At 31.3% G+C, this 18,368-nt stretch carries 16 protein-coding genes, 1 tRNA gene and 1 other annotated feature; all 17 genes read left to right on the plus strand.

Going from position 1 to position 18,368, the window contains the following annotated elements; translation table 11 throughout:
- Positions 1-133: 133 nt before the first annotated feature.
- The 17 genes from cysS (at position 134) to rpoC (ending at position 18,330) form a co-directional block, all read left to right on the plus strand.
- Positions 134-1,534, plus strand: a complete 1,401-nt coding sequence (gene cysS / locus ACFIJ5_RS01840) for a cysteine--tRNA ligase (RefSeq protein ID WP_379803103.1) — start codon at positions 134-136, stop codon at positions 1,532-1,534.
- 513 nt (positions 1,535-2,047) lie between these two features.
- Positions 2,048-2,458 carry a Mini-ribonuclease 3 gene (locus ACFIJ5_RS01845; RefSeq protein WP_379803106.1) on the plus strand — a complete coding sequence of 137 codons (411 nt, stop codon included), beginning with the start codon at positions 2,048-2,050 and terminating at the stop codon, positions 2,456-2,458.
- A gap of 20 nt (positions 2,459-2,478) precedes the next feature.
- Positions 2,479-3,222 (plus strand): FAD-dependent thymidylate synthase, encoded by a 744-nt coding sequence (gene thyX / locus ACFIJ5_RS01850; protein WP_379803109.1) that lies wholly within the window; start codon positions 2,479-2,481, stop codon positions 3,220-3,222.
- A gap of 463 nt (positions 3,223-3,685) precedes the next feature.
- Complete coding sequence (gene rlmB, locus ACFIJ5_RS01855) at positions 3,686-4,438, plus strand: 23S rRNA (guanosine(2251)-2'-O)-methyltransferase RlmB (RefSeq protein WP_379803112.1); 753 nt, start codon at positions 3,686-3,688, stop codon at positions 4,436-4,438.
- Positions 4,435-4,944 carry an NYN domain-containing protein gene (locus ACFIJ5_RS01860; RefSeq protein WP_379803114.1) on the plus strand — a complete coding sequence of 170 codons (510 nt, stop codon included), beginning with the start codon at positions 4,435-4,437 and terminating at the stop codon, positions 4,942-4,944. Before rlmB ends, ACFIJ5_RS01860 begins: the two co-directional genes overlap by 4 nt.
- A gap of 101 nt (positions 4,945-5,045) precedes the next feature.
- Complete coding sequence (sigH, locus tag ACFIJ5_RS01865; RefSeq protein ID WP_379809500.1) at positions 5,046-5,666, plus strand: RNA polymerase sporulation sigma factor SigH; 621 nt, start codon at positions 5,046-5,048, stop codon at positions 5,664-5,666.
- A 153-nt stretch (positions 5,667-5,819) separates the two neighbouring features.
- Positions 5,820-5,895 (plus strand) — tRNA-Thr (locus ACFIJ5_RS01870).
- Positions 5,896-5,955: 60 nt separating this feature from the next.
- On the plus strand, positions 5,956-7,137 hold the full coding sequence (gene tuf, locus ACFIJ5_RS01875) for an elongation factor Tu (protein ID WP_379803117.1): 1,182 nt from the start codon (positions 5,956-5,958) through the stop codon (positions 7,135-7,137).
- Positions 7,138-7,378: 241 nt separating this feature from the next.
- Entirely contained in the window at positions 7,379-7,528 is a 150-nt protein-coding gene (rpmG, locus tag ACFIJ5_RS01880) for a 50S ribosomal protein L33 (RefSeq protein ID WP_379803120.1), read from the plus strand.
- A gap of 33 nt (positions 7,529-7,561) precedes the next feature.
- Positions 7,562-7,813: a preprotein translocase subunit SecE gene (gene secE, locus ACFIJ5_RS01885; RefSeq protein WP_379809502.1), complete on the plus strand. Its 252-nt coding sequence runs from the start codon at positions 7,562-7,564 to the stop codon at positions 7,811-7,813.
- 43 nt (positions 7,814-7,856) lie between these two features.
- On the plus strand, positions 7,857-8,378 hold the full coding sequence (gene nusG / locus ACFIJ5_RS01890; protein WP_379803122.1) for a transcription termination/antitermination protein NusG: 522 nt from the start codon (positions 7,857-7,859) through the stop codon (positions 8,376-8,378).
- A gap of 72 nt (positions 8,379-8,450) precedes the next feature.
- The gene (gene rplK / locus ACFIJ5_RS01895) at positions 8,451-8,876 is read left to right on the plus strand and encodes a 50S ribosomal protein L11 (protein ID WP_379803125.1); all 426 of its coding nucleotides are present in this window, start codon (positions 8,451-8,453) and stop codon (positions 8,874-8,876) included.
- Positions 8,877-8,945: 69 nt separating this feature from the next.
- A complete protein-coding gene (gene rplA / locus ACFIJ5_RS01900) occupies positions 8,946-9,644 on the plus strand; it encodes a 50S ribosomal protein L1 (RefSeq protein ID WP_379803128.1) in 699 nt (232 codons plus the stop codon).
- A gap of 45 nt (positions 9,645-9,689) precedes the next feature.
- Positions 9,690-9,826 (plus strand) — a sequence feature (ribosomal protein L10 leader region).
- Positions 9,827-9,855: 29 nt separating this feature from the next.
- A complete protein-coding gene (gene rplJ / locus ACFIJ5_RS01905; RefSeq protein ID WP_379803130.1) occupies positions 9,856-10,356 on the plus strand; it encodes a 50S ribosomal protein L10 in 501 nt (166 codons plus the stop codon).
- Positions 10,357-10,389: 33 nt separating this feature from the next.
- Positions 10,390-10,755 carry a 50S ribosomal protein L7/L12 gene (gene rplL / locus ACFIJ5_RS01910; RefSeq protein WP_379803132.1) on the plus strand — a complete coding sequence of 122 codons (366 nt, stop codon included), beginning with the start codon at positions 10,390-10,392 and terminating at the stop codon, positions 10,753-10,755.
- A gap of 271 nt (positions 10,756-11,026) precedes the next feature.
- Positions 11,027-14,773, plus strand: a complete 3,747-nt coding sequence (gene rpoB, locus ACFIJ5_RS01915; RefSeq protein ID WP_379803135.1) for a DNA-directed RNA polymerase subunit beta — start codon at positions 11,027-11,029, stop codon at positions 14,771-14,773.
- A 20-nt stretch (positions 14,774-14,793) separates the two neighbouring features.
- On the plus strand, positions 14,794-18,330 hold the full coding sequence (rpoC, locus tag ACFIJ5_RS01920; RefSeq protein WP_379803138.1) for a DNA-directed RNA polymerase subunit beta': 3,537 nt from the start codon (positions 14,794-14,796) through the stop codon (positions 18,328-18,330).
- Positions 18,331-18,368 lie beyond the last annotated feature (38 nt).

Consider the following 18,368-nt stretch of genomic DNA (forward strand, 5'->3'; position numbering starts at 1 on the left):
AGTAGGATGGTAAAAAACAATGACATGCATTTTGCATGTCATTGTTTTAAAAATTTTATAAGTTTATTTGTAACTTGGACAAGTGTATATTAAAATTAATAGGAGAGATGTTTTTTTACAGGAGGGTATGTTTATGAAAATATTCAATACTATGACAAGAAAGAAGGAAGATTTTGTACCTATAGAAGAAGGAAAGGTTAGAATGTACGTATGTGGACCTACAGTCTATAATTTTTTTCATATTGGTAATGGTAGAACTTTTATAATTTTTGATACAATAAGAAAATATTTAGAATATAGAGGATATGAAGTAAATTTTGTTCAAAACTTCACAGATATTGATGATAAAATGATTAAAAGAGCAAATGAAGAAGATATTACAGTGAAAGAACTAGGAGATAGATTTATCAAAGAATATTATAAAGATGCTGATGCTTTAGAATTAAAGAGAGCAACTACTAATCCTAGAGCAACAGAATACATTAATGAAATTATTAAATTCGTAAAAGATTTGATCGACAAAGGTTATGCTTATGAAGTAGATGGAGATGTATATTTTGACACTAAGAAGTTTAAAGAGTATGGTAAACTTTCAGGTCAAAATTTAGATGATTTACAAGCTGGAGCAAGAATAAGTGTAGATGAGAGAAAAAAAGATCCAATGGATTTTGCTGTTTGGAAAAGTCAGAAACCTGGAGAGCCAGCTTGGAAAAGTCCATGGGGTATGGGAAGACCTGGTTGGCATATAGAATGTTCTTGTATGGCTCATAAATTACTAGGAGAAACTATAGACATACATGGTGGTGGTATGGATCTTATTTTCCCACATCATCAAAATGAGATTGCCCAAAGTGAGGCTAGAAGTGGTAAGAAATTCGTTAATTATTGGATTCATGCAGCTTATCTAAATATAGATAATAAAAAAATGTCAAAGTCTTTAAATAACTTCTTTACTGCAAGAGAAATATTAGAGAAATATGATGCGGATGTTATTAGATTTTTTATGTTATCTGCACATTATAGAAATCAACTTAATTTCAGTAAAGAGTTATTAGATTCAGCTAAGGTATCTGTTGAAAGAATATATAATACTATAAGTAATTTAGAAAACTTATTAGGTGAGGTTAATAATGACTTTATGACAAAGGATGATAAAGAATTTGCTAATATTTTATTATCTTATAGAGAAAAATATATTGAAAAAATGGATGATGACTTTAATACTGCTGATGCAATATCTGTTATATTTGATTTGATAAAAGATATAAATATAAATGTAAATATTAATTCATCAAAAGAATTGGTACAACAGTGCTTAGACTTAATAAGAGAATTAGGATTGCCTCTTGGTATATTACAAAAATCAACTAAAATAAGCTTAGAGGAAAGAATTGAAAAACTTATAGATCAAAGACAGAAAGCTAGAAAAGATAAAAATTGGGCTTTAGCAGATAAAATAAGAGATGAGTTGAATGTTGAGGGAATAGTGTTGGAAGATACACCACAGGGTGTGAGATGGCATATAAAGAAATAATAACTCAATTTTCGCAGATGAAAAATAGCCGCTACGGTAAATGATATCTTGCTTAGAAACTATTCACTTCAGTAACAAGTTCTAAGCTTTACTCATATTGAAAAAAGATTTTTAAATTAATATTCCATAGGAATCAGTAATTAAAAAATAACTTTTTTCAAATTCGTAAAGCTAAGAACTTGTAAACTTTGTTCAAATGTTTCTTACGCAATATATCATTTCCCTTCGCTAGGCAGTATCGAAAGTTCAGATAATAATTAACAAGGTTTTTTACAAAATACTTATATGTATTAACAGGGTAAATTAAAATTGAAAGAAGATGGTAATAAAGACTGTCTTCTTTTTTATTGTATGATATCATAATATTTGATAAAATTACTTGAAGTTTTATATATAAAATTATGATAAAATTAGTTTATAAAGTATTTATTTTGTATGATATTAAGTTTTTGAAGTAATAGCTGATAGAAAAATTTAATATACTTATTAAGTTAAAGAATAAGGAGTTACGATATGGAATTTGATATATTAAAAAATAGATTTAAAGAGCTAGATGCAAAACAGTTAAATCCTTTAGTATTAGCCTTTATAGGGGATGCTGTATATGAAGTTTTTATAAGAACTCATTTGGTAGATAACAATAGAGATATGTCTGTTCACAAATTACATGTAAAGGCTATATCTTTTGTAAAAGCAAAAGCTCAAAGTGATATAATGAAAAAGATTTTAGATAGTTTAACAGACGAAGAAATGGCTATATTTAAAAGAGGAAGAAATGCAAAATCAGGTACAGTACCTAAAAATGCTAATATACAAGATTATAGAGCAGCAACAGGATTTGAGGCTCTAATTGGATATTTGTATATAACAGAAAAAAATAAGAGATTAAATGAAATACTAGAAAAATCAATAATTTCATCATAAAGTAAAGGGAGGAAATTACTATGTCTATAAAAGTTAAATTGATAGAATATACACCAAATCCGGAAAAAGTAATTGCGTCTGCTGCTAAGCTTTGCTATAGCGCAGTTGGAATAGATGAAATACAAGAAAATTTGGAAGATGAAAAAACAGCAAAATTTTTAAATATGTTAATGTCATACGGACATGAATCACCAATAGAACATGTTTCATTTACATTTGCAATAGAGGGAGTTTCAAGAAGTTTAACACACCAATTAGTAAGACATAGAATAGCATCTTTTTCTCAACAAAGTCAAAGATATGTAAGATTAGATCAGTTTAAATACATTGTACCTCCAGAAATTGAAAATAACGAAGAGGCTAAGAAAATATTTATTGAAGCAATGAATAAAGATCAAGAAGCTTATGATAAATTAACAGAAATATTAAAATCTAAATATTTAAAAGATGGAATGAAGAAATTACAAGCAGAGAAGAAGGCTATAGAGGATGCTAGATATGTATTTCCAAATGCATGTGAAACAAAAATAATTGTTACAATGAATGCAAGAAGTCTTATGAATTTTTTTAAGCATAGATGCTGTAATAGAGCTCAATGGGAAATAAGATCTTTAGCAGAAGAAATGTTAAAACAAGTAAAACAAGTAGCCCCAATATTGTTTAAGTATGCTGGTCCAAGTTGTGTAAATGACAAATGTCCTGAAGGAAAAATGACTTGTGGTAAAATGCAAGAAATTAGAGAAAAATATTTAAATCTTAAATGATTAAATTAACTTTGGAAGATGAAGTATAATGGCTACGGAAAAGGATATATTGCTCTGAAATCTTTCATTTCAGTAACAAGTTCTAAGCTTTTATCAGTTGATAGTTGATAATAAAGGATGTTTTTCTTACAGAAAAACTTTTATTAAATATAGTAGTAAGATAAGTGAATTTTGTCTTTAAACAAAATAACCAATTTAAAAGCTTTCTGCGTTAGCAGAAAGGTGTCCATAACTGTCAACTATCAATTCTTAATTATCAACTCATAAAATGACTTTTTCAAATTTGTAAAACTAAGAACTTGTAAACTTTTTTTCAAATGTTTCTTACGCAATATATCATTTTTCTTCGCTAGATAGTAGAAAGTTCAATGATTAATTTTATATCAAAAGTGATTTGGTATACTCCAATTGGGTTATAATAGCAATATGATACAAAAGTAAAGCACAAAAAGGATGTGTTAAGATGGTAAATAACAAAATTAGAGAAGATCTAATTGAAGGAAGAAATGCAATTAAAGAGATATTAAAAACAGGTAGAACTATAGAATATATAATGATTTCAAAAGGACAAAAATCAGGAAGTATTAATGATATAATAAAATTTGCAAAGAAAAATAAAATCGTAATAAAAGAAGTAGATAAAAGAAAACTTGATCAAATATCTGAAACAGGGTCTCATCAAGGAATAATAGCAGTAGTGACTCCTTATAAATATTGTGAAGTGAGTGATATTTTAGCTTATGCAGAAGAAAAAGGGGAAAAACCCTTTATAATTATTTTAGATGAACTTGAAGATCCTCATAATTTTGGTTCTATTATTAGAACTGCAGAAGTGTGTGGTGTACACGGTATAATCATCCCTAAAAGAAGAAATGTTGGAGTTACACCAACTGTATATAAGTCATCGGCTGGGGCAGTTGAACATGTAAAAATAGCTAAGGTGACTAATATAAATAATACTATTGAAGAGCTTAAAACAAATGGAATTTGGGTTTATGGTGCGGATATGTATGGTGAAGATTATTGCTTTAATACAGATTTTTCAAGTGCAGTAGCACTTGTTATAGGTAGTGAGGGAAGGGGAATGTCAAGACTAACAAAAGAAAAATGTGATGTGTTAGTAAAAATACCTATGACGGGTAAAATTAACTCTTTAAATGCCTCTGTAGCAGGAGGAATAATTATGTATGAAATATTAAAGCAAAGGATAAAATGAGGTACATTTTTGTAGACGGATATAATGTTATAAATAGTTGGCCTGAGCTCAGGAACATAAAACAGCATAATTTTGAAGGAGCTAGACAAGCTTTGATTGATAATATTCAAGAATATGCAACTTTCAAAGGGTATAAAGTTTTTTTAGTATTTGATGCTCATAAAGTGCCAGCAAGTATAGAAAAAAAAGAGAAAATAGGAAATGTCATAGTTGTTTTTACTAAGGAAGGTGAAACTGCAGATAGTTATATAGAAAAAAAAGTTAATAACATAGGAAGAAAGAAAGATGTATTAGTGGTTACTTCTGATTGTTTAGAACAGCAAGTTACTTTTCAAAGAGGTGCAACAAGGATGTCGTCTAGTGAATTTTATTGTGAAGTAAATGCAGTAAAAAGTAATATAAAACACAAAACGCAAAAACAATATTCTATCAATAAAAATTGGTTAGAAGACTCAATTGATGATAAAATATTGGAAAAACTTGAAAAAATTCGTAGAAATAAATAAATTTGCTTGACGTTAGATTTTTAGCTAAGGTATAATCAAGTATATGGTATATATTTTGCTTGGAGGGGATTTTATTGAAGAAAAAGGTGGATGCTGAGGGAATGGATTTTTTGTTTGAAGATAAATTAGATGAGGAAATTGTGATTGAGGCTAAAAAAGGAAATGTCAAGGCTCAAGAATATTTGATAAATAAATATAAAAATTTTGTAAAAGCCAAAGCAAAGTCATACTTTCTTATAGGTGCAGATAAAGAAGATATTTATCAAGAAGGAATGATTGGACTTTATAAGGCAATTAGAGATTTTAAAACAGATAAATTATCTTCTTTTAAGGCTTTTGCAGAGCTTTGTGTTACAAGGCAGATAATTACAGCTATAAAGACAGCTACTCGTCAAAAACATATACCTCTTAATACATATATTTCTTTAAATAAACCTATCTATGACGAAGAGTCTGATAGAACACTATTAGATGTTTTGTCAGGTATAAAAGTTACAGATCCAGAGGAATTGGTTATAAGTAGAGAGGAAGTAAATCATATAGAAAATGAAATAGGGGAAATACTATCAAATTTAGAAATGGAAGTTTTAATGTCTTATTTAGATGGAAAATCTTATCAAGAAATAGCTTGTGATTTAGATAGACATGCTAAATCAATTGATAATGCACTTCAAAGGGTAAAGAGAAAATTAGAAAAGTGTTTGAATAAAAGGAAAAATTAAATGTTGACAAAGAATTTTTAGAATAGTAAAATTAATAATTGGTATAAATAATATATGAATACTGTAAACTGCGGGAGTAGTTCAATGGCAGAATAGTAGATTTAAAAGTTATGTTCGTGTGTTTAAAACTAGTTTCCACGTTTGGGAATAGCTGCCCATGTAGCTCAGTAGGAAGAGCGTCACCTTGGTAAGGTGGAGGTCACCGGTTCAATCCCGGTCATGGGCTCCAGGTTATGGTATCTATACAACACACCAGGGTAAGTTTATTTAAGAGTAAGGAGGAATAAAAATGTCAAAAGCAAAATTTGAAAGAAGCAAGCCACACGTAAATATAGGAACAATAGGTCACGTAGACCATGGTAAAACAACATTAACAGCAGCAATCACAATGACATTAGCAGAAGAAGGAAAAGCAGAAGCACAAAACTATGCAGATATTGATAAAGCACCAGAAGAAAAAGAAAGAGGAATAACAATCAATACAGCACACGTAGAGTATGAAACAGACAATAGACACTATGCACACGTTGACTGTCCAGGACACGCAGACTACGTAAAGAACATGATAACAGGAGCAGCACAAATGGATGGAGCAATCTTAGTTGTATCAGCAGCAGATGGTCCAATGCCACAAACAAGAGAACATATATTACTAGCATCAAGAGTTGGAGTACAACATATAGTAGTATTCTTAAACAAATCAGACCAAGTAGATGATCCAGAATTATTAGAATTAGTAGAAATGGAAGTAAGAGAATTACTAAGTGAATATGGATTTAACGGAGACGAATGTCCAGTAATAACAGGATCAGCATTAATGGCAATAGAAAAAGGAGAAAGAGACTGCATACATGAATTAATGGCAGCAGTAGACGAATATATACCAACACCAGAAAGAGCAACAGATAAAGATTTCTTAATGCCAATTGAAGATATCTTCACAATAACAGGAAGAGGAACAGTAGCAACAGGAAGAGTAGAAAGAGGAGTTCTTCATACAGGAGACGAAGTAGAAATCGTAGGAATGACAGACGAAAAGAAAAAGACAGTAATAACAGGAGTAGAAATGTTTAGAAAGATATTAGACGAAGCAATGGCAGGAGATAATATCGGAGCATTATTAAGAGGTGTTCAAAGAACAGAAATAGAAAGAGGTCAAGTATTAGCAAAACCAGGAACAGTACATCCACATAAGAAATTCGTAGGTCAAGTATATGTACTTAAAAAAGAAGAAGGTGGAAGACATACACCATTCTTTAATGGATATAGACCACAATTTTATTTCAGAACAACAGACGTTACAGGATCAATCCAATTACCAGAAGGAACAGAAATGGTAATGCCAGGAGACCACATAGACATGAATGTTGAATTAATCACTCCAGTAGCAATGGAAGAAGGATTAAGATTCGCTATCAGAGAAGGTGGAAGAACTGTAGGTTCTGGAGTTGTTACTAGTATAGTTGAATAATTAATTGGCTGCATAAAAATGGGACTAAATTGTTATAAATTAGTCCCTTGAAAAAACAAATTACATGTAGTCTAATATTTAAAATCAAGGTAATATATTGTAAACTTAACAAAAATACAATGATTTTAATAAGAGTAATGTGTTGACATATGCGGTAACTTATGATAAATTAACAAAGTAACACGGTAATAGGAAGCGTTTTACGCTTTTTTATATATGCGTAAACCGGGAGGTGTAAATAATGAGAGTAAAAGTAACTTTAGCGTGTACAGAATGTAAACAAAGAAATTATAATACAATGAAAAACAAAAAAAATAATCCAGATAGAATTGAAATGAAAAAATATTGCAAATTCTGTCATAAACATACAGTTCATAAAGAAACAAAATAGTCTGAAGTTATGGAGAATAAGGATGTGAAAAATATGGCTAGTAATGGGGAGTTAAAAGTAGCTAATACTAATAATTCTTCTAAAAAGGCTACTAAAGGTAACGGTATAGTAGGTTTCTTTAAAGGATTAAAGGCAGAGTTTAAAAGAATGACTTGGCCCCCAAAAGAAGACATTAAAAAGTCAACTATAGCCGTTTTGACATTTTGTATTATTTTTGTAGTGATCGTAGGATTACTAGATAAAGGGTTTAAAGAACTCTTTGAAATAATATTTATTAAAAAGTAAAAAAAAAGGAGGTAGGGTTTAGGTTATACCGAACCCTTGAATTATGCCGGGAGAAGCAAAGTGGTATGTTGTACATACATATTCAGGATATGAAAATAAAGTTAAAGTTAATTTAGAAAAGACAATAGAGAATAGAAATTTAGTAGACTTAATTTATGACATACAAGTTCCTATGGAACAGCAAGTCGAAGAAAAAGATGGTAAAAAGAAAATTACTTTTAAAAAAATATTCCCTGGATATGTATTAATAAAAATGATAATGAATGATGATTCTTGGTATGTGGTAAGAAACACTAGAGGGGTCACAGGATTTGTGGGACCAGGTTCAAAGCCAGTACCACTTACTGAAGAAGAAGTTAAATCTATGGGAATTAAAGAAAAACCAGCAGATGTTGACTTAGAAGTAGGTGAAAATGTTAGGGTTATATCAGGTCCATTGGAAAACTTTGTAGCTCTAATTCAAGAAATTAATTTAGAAAAAGGAATAGTAAAAGCATTAGTTAATATGTTTGGCAGGGAAACTCCTGTTGAACTTGAATTTAATCAAATAAAAAAATTAGACTAACACTTATAGATGAAGTTCTGATAAGTGGGAGGATGTAAATCCGTATTACCACACTATAGGAGGTGTAAATTCATGGCTAAAAAAGTAGTAGGATTAATAAAACTTCAACTTCCTGCAGGTAAAGCAAGCCCAGCACCACCAGTTGGACCAGCACTTGGTCAACACGGTGTTAACATTATGGCATTTTGTAAAGAGTTTAATGCTAAAACTTCTAACCAAGCAGGAATGATAATTCCAGTTGTAATTACAGTATATCAAGACAGATCTTTCAGTTTTATAACAAAAACTCCACCAGCAGCAGTATTATTAAAAAAGGCAGCTGGAATAGAGAGTGGTTCTGGAGAACCAAATAAAACTAAGGTTGCTAAAGTCACTAAAGCACAAGTTAAAGAAATAGCTGAAACAAAAATGCCAGACTTAAATGCAGGATCAATTGAAACTGCTATGAGCATGATTGAAGGTACAGCTAGAAGCATGGGAATAACAATTGAAGAATAATTTGTAAAAATACCTATATTAAATTATAGTGGGAGGCCAAACCGTTAGTACCACAAGGGAGGAATATAGATGGCAAAACAAGGTAAGAAGTATCAAGAAAGCACTAAACTTGTAGATAGAAATGCACTATATACACCACAAGAAGCTTTAGATTTAGCTGTAAAAACTTCAAAAGCAAAATTCGATGAAACTATTGAATTAGCTGTAAGACTTGGTGTAGACCCAAGACATGCTGATCAACAAGTTAGAGGAGCAATAGTGCTTCCACATGGAACAGGTAAAAAAGTAAAAGTTTTAGTTTTTGCTAAAGGTGATAAAGCTAAAGAAGCTGAAGCAGCAGGAGCAGATTTTGTAGGAGCAGAAGAATTTGCTGAAAAAATTCAAAAAGAAAATTGGTTTGGATTTGATGTAGTTGTTGCAACTCCAGATATGATGGGAGTAGTTGGTAGACTAGGTAGAATACTAGGACCAAAAGGATTAATGCCAAATCCAAAATCAGGAACAGTAACATTTGATGTTACTAAAGCTGTAAATGAAATAAAAGCTGGTAAAGTTGAATATAGAGTTGATAAAACATCTATAATTCACGTTCCACTTGGAAAAGCATCATTTGGTGAAGGCAAATTAGTTGAAAACTTTCATACATTAATGGAAGCTGTAGTAAAAGCTAAACCAGCAGCAGTTAAAGGTCAATACATTAAATCAGTATCAATTTCAAGTACAATGGGACCTGGAATAAAAGTTAATCCAACAAAAGTTTTAGATTAGTATTGACACAGAAAAATATATATGATAGACTAATTAAGTCGTAAAATTTAATGAGTAATAATTCCGTAGACAGTAGGTGCATTAGAGCGTAACGTATATCAACCTACCGAGGATTCCAATATATGAACGTGAGTATATATGGTCTCTTCGAGTCTTCGGAGAGATCATATTTTTTTAAAAAAAGTTTTATTCCTGTAAGGAGGTGGACTTTGTGAGCGAGAATAGAAATTTAAAAGAAGCTAAAGTTCAAGAAATAAGAGAAAAAATTGAAAAAGCTGAAGCAATGGTTCTTGCTAAATATCAAGGATTAACAGTTGAAGAAGATACTGAATTAAGAAAGAAAATGAGAGATGCTGGTGTTGAATATAAAGTATATAAAAATACATTAGTAACTATAGCAGCTAATGAATTAGGCAAAGAAGACATAGTTAAATATCTTCAAGGACCTATTTCAATAGCATTTGGATATGAAGATCCAACTGCACCAGCAAGAATACTTAATGATTTTGCAAAAGACCATAAGAAGTTAGAATTAAAAGCAGGACTTATTCAAGGTGAATTATATGATGAAGCTAAAATTAAAGAACTTGCATCTATACCACCAAGAGAAGTGTTACTTGCAAAACTTCTTGGAAGCTTCAAGGCTCCATTATCAAACCTTGTTTATTTATTAAATGCTATAAAAGAAAAGAAAGAATCAGAAGAAGCATAAAAAAATAATTAGAAAATTTGGAGGTGCATTTAAATGACAAGAGAAGAAATGATTCAAGCTATAAAAGATATGTCAGTTTTAGAATTAAACGAATTAGTAAAAGCATGTGAAGAAGAATTTGGAGTAAGCGCATCAGCTCCTGTAGCAGTAGCTGGAGCAGCTGGAGCAGCTGGAGCAGCTGAAGAAAAATCAGAATTTGATGTAGTTTTATCAGGTGCTGGTTCACAAAAAATCAAAGTTATAAAAGCTGTTAGAGAATTAACAGGTCTTGGATTAAAAGATGCTAAAGCAATAGTTGATGGAGCTCCTAAGACATTAAAAGAAGCAGTAGCTAAAGAACAAGCTGAAGAAATGAAAGCTAAGTTAGAAGAAGTTGGAGCTACAGTTGAATTAAAGTAGTGTAAGCTTATTGGAAAAGGCACTTTCGTTTGAAGTGCCTTTTTTTAATACATAATTAATTAAGTATTTTGTTGTATACATACAAAATCAAATATTGACATCATAAGCTATTTGTGATAACATATCTAAATGCATTGATATTTATTAGAAACCTAGATATAGAGGTATATTTAGGTTAAAAATGGTTAAAATAGTTTAATAGTGGCGTTTTAATCCATTAACACAAAAAAGTGTTATTGGTTATTTTAGTATATACAAGGGGTGAAATTTAATGGTACATCCTATCCAAGTTGGTAAAAGAACAAGAATGAGCTTTTCTAAGGTTAAAGAAGTAACCACTATGCCTAATCTAATTGAAATTCAATTAGATTCTTATGAGTGGTTTTTACGAGAAGGACTTCAAGAAGTGTTTGACGATATAAACCCTATTCAAGATTATACAGGTAATCTTATTCTCGAATTTGTAGGTTACAAACTTGATATGGATAATATTAAGTATTGTGTAGAAGAATGTAAAGAGAGAGATACCACATATGCTGCACCGTTAAAAGTTAAGGTTAGATTACTTAATAAGGAAACTGGTGAAGTAAAGGAACAGGAAGTATTTATGGGTGACTTCCCAATTATGACTGAACAGGGTACTTTTGTAATTAATGGAGCCGAAAGAGTTATTGTAAGCCAATTAGTTAGATCTCCAGGTGTTTACTATAATTACACAGTTGATAAAACAGGTAAAAAACTATATTCATCAACTGTAATACCAAATAGGGGAGCATGGCTTGAATATGAAACAGATTCCAATGATATAATTTATGTAAGAATTGATAAAACTAGAAAATTGCCTATAACAATTCTTGCAAGAGCTATGGGATGTGGTTCAGATTTAGAAATAACGAATTTTTTTGGTGAAGACGAAAGATTAAGAGCGACTATAGAAAAAGATAATACTAAGAATAGTGAGGAAGCACTATTAGAAATATATAAGAGATTAAGACCAGGTGAACCACCGACTGTAGATAGTGCTATGTCTCTTATAGATTCGTTATTTTTTGATGCAAAAAGATATGATTTATCAAAAGTAGGAAGATATAAATTTAACAAAAAACTTGCATTAAATCTTAGAATAGCAAATCAAATAACAGCAGATGATATAGTAGATCCTAATACAGGGGAAATAATAGTTGAAAGTGGTAGCAAAATCGATAGGGATATTGCGAAAAAAATTCAAAATGTAGGCATTAATGTTGTAAATATTAAAGTTGAAGATAAAATTATTAAGGTTATAGGAAATAACTTTGTAGATATTAAAGAAAATGTTGATTTTGATGTTACTGGTTTGAATATTAAAGAATTAGTACATTATCCAACTTTAAAACAAATTTTAGATAATTATACTGATACAGAAACAATCAAAGAAGAAATTAAGAAAAGTATACATAAGCTGATACCAAAACATATTACTAAAGATGATATACTTGCAACTATTAGTTATCAATTGGGATTATTACATGGAATTGGCGATATAGACGATATAGATCATTTAGGAAACAGAAGACTAAGATCTGTAGGTGAATTATTACAAAATCAATTTAGAATTGGTTTATCTAGAATGGAAAGAGTAGTTAAAGAGAGAATGACTATTCAAGATCAAGAAGTAATAACTCCTCAAGCTTTAATTAATATAAGACCAGTAGCAGCTGCTATAAAAGAATTTTTTGGAAGTTCACAACTTTCACAATTTATGGATCAAACTAATCCTCTTTCAGAATTAACGCATAAGAGAAGATTATCAGCGTTAGGACCAGGTGGACTTTCAAGAGAAAGAGCAGGATTTGAGGTTAGAGATGTTCACTATTCTCATTATGGTAGAATGTGTCCTATAGAGACTCCAGAAGGACCAAATATAGGGCTTATAAACTCACTTGCATCATATGCAAAAGTAAATGAATATGGATTTATTGAAACACCTTATAGAATAGTGGATAAAGAAAATGGAAGAGTTACAAATGAAATAACATATTTTACAGCCGATGAGGAAGATGGATATTTAGTTGCTCAAGCGGAAGAACCAATGGATGAGCAAGGAAATTTTATAGATGATAAGGTTACAGTAAGGTATAAAGAAGAAGTTTTAATAGTACCTAAAACTGAGGTTGATCTTATAGATGTTTCTCCAAGACAAATAGTTTCTGTTGCAACAGCAATGATTCCGTTTCTTGAAAATGATGATGCCAGCCGTGCGCTTATGGGATCAAATATGCAGCGTCAGGCAGTGCCATTATTGAAACCTCAAGCTCCAATAGTTGGTACTGGAATAGAATTTAAAGCAGCGGTTGATTCAGGAGTTCTACCTAAATCTAAACATGCAGGAACAGTAGTATATGTGTCAGCAGATGAAGTTAGAGTTAAGAGAGACAGTGATGGTGTAATTGATAAATATAAGCTCCTTAAATTCAAAAGGTCAAACCAAGGAACATGTATAAATCAAAGACCTATAGTTAATAATGGTGAAAAGGTTGAGGCAGGAAGTGTACTTGCGGATGGACCATCAACTGACCTTGGTGAAATAGCATTAGGTAAGAATATACGTATGGGATTTATAACTTGGGAAGGTTATAATTACGAAGATGCTATGTTGGTTTCAGAACAACTTGTTCGTGATGATGTGTTTACGTCAATCCATATAGAAGAATATGAAGCTGAAGCAAGAGATACAAAACTTGGACCAGAAGAAATAACAAGAGATATACCAAATGTAGGAGAAGATGCACTTAAAGATATAGATGAAAGAGGAATAATAAGAATAGGAGCAGAGGTAAGATCAGGTGATATACTTGTTGGTAAAGTTACACCTAAGGGAGAAACAGAACTTACAGCTGAAGAAAGATTATTAAGAGCTATATTTGGAGAAAAAGCAAGGGAAGTTAGAGATACTTCACTTAGAGTGCCACATGGTGAAACAGGCATAATTGTTGATGTTAAAGTATTTACAAGAGAAAATGGAGATGAACTTCCACCAGGAGTAAATGAATTAGTTAGATGTTATATAGCTCAAAAAAGAAAAATATCTGTTGGAGATAAAATGGCAGGAAGACATGGTAACAAAGGGGTTATATCCAGAATATTACCTGAAGAAGATATGCCATTCTTACCTGATGGAAGACCATTGCAAATATGCTTAAACCCATTAGGAGTTCCTTCTCGTATGAATATTGGGCAGGTACTAGAGGTACACCTTGGTTGGGCAGCAAGTAAATTAGGTTGGCATGTAGCAACACCAGTATTTGATGGAGCAACAGAGCCAGCAATTGTAAATTGTTTGAAGAAAGCAGGTTATGCTGAAGATGGTAAGACTGCTTTATATGATGGCAGAACGGGAGAACCTTTTGAAAGTAGAGTAACAGTAGGATACATGTATATATTAAAACTTCATCACTTAGTTGATGATAAAATACATGCAAGATCAACAGGTCCATATTCTTTAGTAACACAACAACCACTTGGAGGTAAGGCTCAATTTGGTGGTCAAAGATTTGGAGAAATGGAAGTATGGGCGCTTGAAGCATATGGTGCGGCATATACCCTACAAGAAATATTGACTGTTAAATCAGATGATGTAGTTGGTAGAGTTAAAACATATGAGGCTATTGTTAAAGGGGAAAATATACCAGAACCAGGAGTACCAGAATCATTTAAAGTTCTTATAAAGGAACTTCAAGCTTTATGTTTAGACGTTAGAGTTTTAAATGATGAACAACAAGAAATTAAAATAAAAGAATCAGTTGAAGAAAAATCTGAAGAAGATTTGGAAGTGAATATAGAGGGAACAGAAGATTCAGTTCCAGCAGTAGGTATAAGTAAAACAGAAAATGCAGAAGATGAAGATAAAAATAAAGATCTTGAAGGAAAATATGATAAAAACGAAGATGAAGATGAAGATGAAGATGAAGAATATGAATTATCATTAGAAGATTTGGAAAATGAATTAGAACTTAATGATTTTAATGACGAACACTAATTTGAAGGGAGGATGTACCCTTGTTTGAATTGAATAATTTTGATGCTATACAAATAGGATTGGCATCACCAGAACAAATTAGAGCATGGTCAAGAGGAGAAGTAAAAAAACCAGAAACAATAAATTATAGAACATTAAAGCCAGAAAAAGATGGTTTGTTTTGTGAAAGAATTTTTGGACCAATAAAAGATTGGGAATGTCATTGTGGAAAGTATAAGAGAGTAAGATACAAAGGTATAGTTTGTGACAGATGTGGAGTAGAAGTTACAAAAGCTAAAGTTAGACGTGAGAGAATGGGGCACATAGAATTAGCTGCTCCAGTATCACATATTTGGTATTTTAAAGGAATACCATCTCGTATGGGACTTATATTAGATATATCTCCTAGATCTTTAGAAAAAGTATTGTATTTTGCTTCATATGTTGTGCTAGATCCTAAAGAAACACCATTATTGAAAAAACAACTTTTAACAGAGAAAGAGTATAGAGAATCTATTGATAAATATGGTGAAGATAGTTTTGTAGCTGGTATGGGAGCGGAAGCAGTAAAAATTTTATTAAGAGAAATTGATTTAGAACAGTTATCTAAAGAATTAAAGAATAACCTTGAAAGTAGTACGGGACAGAAAAGAGTAAGAATCATAAGAAGATTAGAAGTTGTTGAGTCATTCAGAAAATCAGGAAATAAACCAGAATGGATGATTATAGATGTTATTCCTATAATACCACCTGATTTAAGACCTATGGTTCAATTAGATGGAGGAAGATTTGCAACTTCAGATCTAAATGACTTATATAGAAGAGTTATTAATAGAAATAATAGATTAAAAAAACTTTTAGATTTAGGTGCACCAGATATAATTGTAAGAAATGAAAAAAGAATGCTTCAAGAAGCTGTAGATGCACTTATTGATAATGGTAGAAGAGGTAGACCAGTTACAGGACCAGGAAATAGACCTTTAAAATCATTATCTGATATGTTGAAAGGTAAACAAGGAAGGTTTAGACAAAACTTACTTGGAAAACGTGTTGATTACTCAGGACGTTCAGTTATAGTTGTTGGTCCAGAATTAAAGATGTATCAGTGTGGTCTTCCAAAGGAAATGGCATTGGAGTTATTCAAACCTTTTGTTATGAAGAAATTGGTTGAAAGAGGAATTGCTCATAATATAAAAAGTGCTAAGAGAATGGTAGAAAGAATAATGCCTGAGGTATGGGATGTACTTGAAGACGTAATATCAGACCATCCAGTATTACTAAATCGTGCTCCGACATTACATAGATTAGGTATTCAAGCATTTCAACCTGTTCTTGTTGAAGGAAAAGCTATAAAACTTCATCCACTTGTTTGTACAGCATACAATGCTGACTTTGATGGTGACCAAATGGCTATTCACGTACCATTATCTGTTGAGGCTCAATCAGAAGCAAGATTCTTAATGTTAGCAGCACATAATATAATGAAACCATCTGATGGTAAACCAGTATGTGTTCCTACACAAGATATGGTATTAGGTTCATATTATTTGACACTTGATAAAGATGGAGCAAGAGGTGAAGGAAGAGAATTTTCATCACCAGAAGAGGTATATATGGCATATCAATTAGGACAGATTGATATGCATGCAAAAATTAGAGTTAGAATTAAAAAAGAAATAGATGGAGAAAAAGTTCTTGGTATTATAAAGACAACACCTGGTAAATTAATATTTAATGAATGTATACCACAAGATTTAGGTTTTGTAGATAGAAGTAAAGATGAAAATATGTTTAAGTTAGAAGTAGATTTTCTAGTAAGTAAGAAAAACTTAGGTAAAATAATAGATAAATGTTATGTAAAGTACGGTCCTACAGAGACATCAATTATGTTGGATAAAATTAAAGCAACAGGATATCACTATTCAACAATAGGTGCTATTACAATTTCAACTTCAGATATGACAGTACCAGAAGCTAAACATATTTTACTTGAAGAAACAGATAAGGCAGTAGACAAAATTGAAAAAATGTATAGAAGAGGATTTATATCTGAAGAAGAAAGATATGAAAGAGTAATAGAAAAATGGACTAAGACAACAGAGGATGTTGCAAATGCTCTTATGGATAACTTTGATAAATTTAATCCTATATTTATGATGGCTGATTCAGGTGCCAGAGGTTCTAAGAGCCAGATTAAGCAGCTTGCAGGAATGAGAGGATTAATGGCTAATCCATCAGGTAAGATTATTGAGTTGCCTATAAGATCATCCTTCAGAGAAGGTCTTGATGTACTTGAATATTTTATATCAACACATGGTGCTAGAAAAGGTAATGCAGATACTGCGTTAAAAACTGCAGACTCTGGTTATTTAACAAGAAGACTTGTAGATGTAAGCCAAGACGTTATAGTAAGAACAGAAGACTGTGGAACAGATGAAGGATTTGAAGTATCTGAAATTAAAGAGGGTAATGAAGTAATTGAATCTCTATCAGAAAGACTTACAGGTAGATATACAGCACAAGATATTATAGATCCTGAAAGTGGAGAAGTAATAGTTAAGAAAAATGCATATATAGATGCTAATACAGCAGATCGAGTTGAAAAAACAGGAATTAAGAGAATTAAAATTAGATCTGTATTTACATGTAAATCAAAAGTTGGCGTATGTGCTAAGTGTTATGGAATGAACATGGCAACAGGACATAAGATAAATATTGGAGAGGCTGTAGGTATTATGGCAGCACAATCAATAGGAGAACCAGGAACACAGCTTACTATGAGAACCTTCCATACTGGTGGAGTTGCTGGAGCAGATATAACACAGGGTCTTCCAAGGGTTGAAGAGTTATTTGAATCTAGGAAACCAAAAGGACTTGCGATTATAAGTGAAATTGGCGGAGTAGTAAGAGTAGAAGAAACCAAGAAAAAGAGAGTTGTATATGTAAAAGCAGATTCAGGAGAAGAATCAAGTTATGATATACCTTTTGGTTCCAGAGTAAAAGTAAATAATGGTGATTATATACAAGCTGGAGACGAGATAACAGAGGGTTCAATAAATCCACATGATATTTTAAGAATTAAAGGTGTAAATGCAGTTAAAAATTATCTTCTTTCAGAAGTGCAAAAAGTTTATAGACTTCAAGGTGTTGATATAGATGATAAGCACTTAGAAGTAGTAATTAGACAAATGACAAGAAAAGTAAAAATAGAAGATTCAGGTGATACAGAATTATTACCAGGAACTATGATAGATATATTTGATTTTCAAGATCATAATGAAAAAGCAATAGAGAAAAGTGAAAGACCTGCTCAAGGAAAAGTTGCATTGCTCGGAATAACGAAGGCAGCATTAGCAACAGATTCATTTTTATCTGCTGCATCTTTCCAAGAAACAACAAGAGTACTTACTGATGCTGCAATAAAAGGTAAAGTAGATCCATTAATAGGATTAAAAGAAAATGTTATAATAGGAAAGTTGATTCCAGCAGGTACAGGACTGAACAAATACAGAGGAATAAAGATAAATACAAAAAATAAAAAAGTGGAAGAAAATGAAGAAAATAATTTAGAAGCTTAGAGCTATTTTATTGACACAATGATATTAAAATGATAAAA

Source organism: Haloimpatiens myeolchijeotgali, from assembly GCF_042688525.2.
Taxonomy (GTDB): domain Bacteria; phylum Bacillota; class Clostridia; order Clostridiales; family Clostridiaceae; genus Haloimpatiens.